Genomic DNA, 3,692 nt, shown 5'->3' with positions numbered 1-3,692 from the left:
GGATGTGTCGAAAAAAATTTTTTTGACACGTAAAAGTGGCGTGAACCATTGATATATCAACATTTATAGAGGGAGGATTTTTATGTTCCAAACAGTAGATCATTTTTTGCAATCTTGGGAGTTTGAAGCCGGTGCCACACACAAATTACTAAATAACCTAACGGATGAATCACTTCAACAGGAAATTACTTCACAAAATTGGACATTAGGTCGAATTGCTTGGCATATTGTTACCGCTATTCGTGTTATTACTTCCAATACACATTTAATGTTTGAAGCACCAGCCAAAGATTTTCCTGTTCCAACCTCGGCTCAATTTATTGCAGACAGCTATCAACAAGCAAGCAATGCACTTGTGCTGGCGCTAAAATCACAATGGACTGACCGTACAATGGAGGAATGTATTGAATTCATTGGTCAACAAATGCCAAATGGGTCACTATTACTGTTTTTACTTCAACATCAAAGTCACCATCGAGGGCAATTAACTGTTCTTATGCGACAGGCAGGATTAACTGTTCCAGGTATTTATGGTCCAGCAAAAGAGGAATGGGCAAAGTTTGGCATGGAAGCCCCGCAAATGTAGTACTGAACAAATCCTCAAATACCCAAAATTATTGAATCTATTTTGATTGACTTTATTCAAAATAGATTCTTTTTTTGTCTCCTTGTAAAAAAATTTTTCCTTCACGAATCTCACTCTGTAATGCTCATAATATATATGGGAAATTAATGGCTCAAAAAAATTAGGACCATAATTTTTTCTTCTATCCGTACAATACTTTTCTTGGCTTATAATCCTCACTTTTTTTGTCTAAACTAAAAACGTATCACATAGCATGAGTACCTCAAAAAATGGGATGAATACATGAAAAAAATTATTTTACTCTCAAGTTTAGTTGCTACATTACTGCTTTCTGGCTGTTGGGATGTTTCTGAGCCTCAAAGAATGTACTATGTTCTCGGCATTGGTATTGATTTTAAAGATGATCAATATGAAATCTATATGCAATTAATTAACTTCGCCAGTGTTGCCAAGTCAGAGAATCCTGCTCCTCAAGGTGTACAGGCAGAAATTGGTCGTGCAAAAGGGAAAACGATGGAAGAAGCATTTTTTAGCTTATATCGTTCCATTGACCAAAAAGTCTTCTGGGGACATATGTCTTATATTCTTTTCTCTGAAGATGCCATGAAAAGCGAAAATGCCATTTCTATTATTGACAGCTTTTTACGGCATAGGGAGACAAGATATCAAATATTGACCTACGTTACCAAAGAGCCTATTGAGGAAATTCTTTTAATTACACCAATATTTAATAAATCTCTCACAGCTTCCAAATTAAGTAATCCACTATATACAAATGAACTAGAAACAATGATAGAGCCTGTTGATTTACGGACACTAGTGATCAATTTAAATGAACCTAGCCATGAAATAAGTATTCCCTTTGTTTCAATCAATAGAAATTGGAATACGACAAATGGACCATCTATGGAAACTGCCTTTACTGGTGTTGGGGTACTTTCAAAAGATGGATTTAAAGGCTTTCTTTACGGAAATGCTGCAAGAGGGCTTCAATGGATGCAGGATAAAAAAAATCGAGGAGATGTAACACTTCAATTAGACGATGATGAAGGAGATTACCTAACAGTAGATTTAGACAAAATAGATCTTAACGTAAAACCAATTGTTAAAAATAATCAAGTAACTTTTGAGGTAGATGTGAAATTTAATGCTACTGTAAATGGCTTTAAAACAAAAGTTTCTGGAAATGAAATTCGAAAAAAAATTATACAGCATGTTAAAAATGAAATTTTAACAACCTATCGAGAGGGTTTAAAGCAGGATATAGACATTTTCCGTTTATCTGAAAAACTATATCGTAAAAACGTTAAAGCGTGGAAAAAATATGAGAGCAATGGGAAAATACCTTTAACTGAAGACTCTATTAGTAAGCTCACTATTTTCGTCAATAAAGTAAATCCGGGTCGAAAAACATTTGATGAAACAATTAAAGAATAGCTAAAAAGGTCGGGTACTTATTTACATGTAGGTACTCGACTTTATATTCATTTGATTCATTTTTAATGTTTCTACTATTATTTATTTTATTCTATTCGTCAGGCAATTCACTAGATAAAAAAAGCTATTAAACATATTAATAGTAATGTAAAGCAAATTAGCTTTGCACCTCCCGATTTGTTGGCTTGGGTCACTCTGGTCAAGTGACCCTTTTATCGTTTAAACTCCCTCTATCTAAGCTAACTCTTGCTCTACATAGACTCAGTCAACTGCCACTTTGGTTGTTCAACTGTCCGTGAAAACATGTTTACTTTAGCACTCAAAACCTTTAAAAAATGTACTTTATAAATATTCCTCGCTTCATTTTGAATATGAATTAATTTGATTTTCAAATTCTAAATCTAAACAAATCTTTCTATATCCAAAAGTGTGTGCTGTAGCCCATTCTTGTTCGCTGACTATATCCAATGGGCTAACCTAAATCCAAAGAAATTTGTATTTATTTAATTGCTTGGTCGCTTTTTGGTCACCCGAAGTCGCCTATTTTTGAATCAAGATTTAAGACCACCAAAAAAAAATCAAGGGCACTGAAAAAGTCGATTTGCCACAAAAATGTGATGCAAATCGACTTTTTTAAGTTTTCAAATCTAACAAAAGACAAATTTCTAATATAAAAAGTGAATTTCTTTAGTTTTTCAGTGCCCTTAAAAAATCCGGAGTGGTCTTTTATGGATTACTAACTCGGCACCTCGTTAGTAACAGCGACGCTTATTAAACAATTGCGCCCTATTGTTGAAGACCACAAAATATTAAAAGTGGTGACTGCATACATACATTGTAATGACGTAAACTATACTATAAAAAGCACAAAAAAGTTTGACTCTTCCATAGGAATTGGATAATTTCGGTATGCTAGGTATGAATTAATAAGAAAAAAGGAGAGATACGATGTTCGATCAAGTTGCGTATTTTATTTTTAGAGCCCTGTTAATTCTAACGGTTTTGGTTGTTGTAGTTGGAATCCCTCTTGGGGATACACTGATTAGAAAAAAATAAGATTGTATCTAAAGGATGCACTTGAGAAAATTATGGTTGCTCTAGATGTAAAGAATTTAGGTGACTTGCTACAGCGTATAGATGAAAAAACAGATAACTAAAAAGGTTGTCTGTTTTTTCATATGTACTTTTCACTCTCAATTTCCTAAAATGGAAATATAAAGGGAGATATGGGCTAATAATATACATAGGAACTTGCAAGCATTTTTACATACTGCTTGCAGCGAAGATAAAAAACCGATATCTGTAAATAATACAATTGAATATCCAAATACAAAAGACAAAACGATAGAATATTCAAAATTAAGCAAAATGACATGGAAGAGGAAATAGATTTAGCTAAAATTTCCATAATGACTGCTATAGGGTATGGAGCATTTAAGAGGAAGTTTAACAAAGTAAGTCACTAAATCAGGAGATTGTATATGAGGTTTGTTAAAGGGCTAATAGGATTAATATTTATTACGGTTGGACTTATGTTGATAGTTATAACTATTGACGATTCTTTGTTTTTCAAAAATATACTTTTAAAAATTTGGCTCAACACCAAAATCTGTTCTTGCTAAAAAAGAATACAAAAAAACATCTGTATCCGCTAGAGTTGAGAGTACGA

The 3,692-nt window shown here is 33.2% G+C and carries 2 protein-coding genes; both read left to right on the top strand.

Annotated features, from left to right (window positions below; genetic code table 11):
* Positions 1-82: 82 nt before the first annotated feature.
* Entirely contained in the window at positions 83-586 is a 504-nt protein-coding gene (locus AC3WOM_RS26525; protein ID WP_492449147.1) for a DinB family protein, read from the top strand.
* 282 nt (positions 587-868) lie between these two features.
* Positions 869-2,023 carry a Ger(x)C family spore germination protein gene (locus AC3WOM_RS26520; RefSeq protein WP_492449144.1) on the top strand — a complete coding sequence of 385 codons (1,155 nt, stop codon included), beginning with the start codon at positions 869-871 and terminating at the stop codon, positions 2,021-2,023.
* Positions 2,024-3,692 lie beyond the last annotated feature (1,669 nt).

The sequence above is a fragment of the Lysinibacillus sp. FW301-JW8 genome (assembly GCF_058788755.1).
This window is presented reverse-complemented; position numbering and strand designations above follow the sequence as displayed.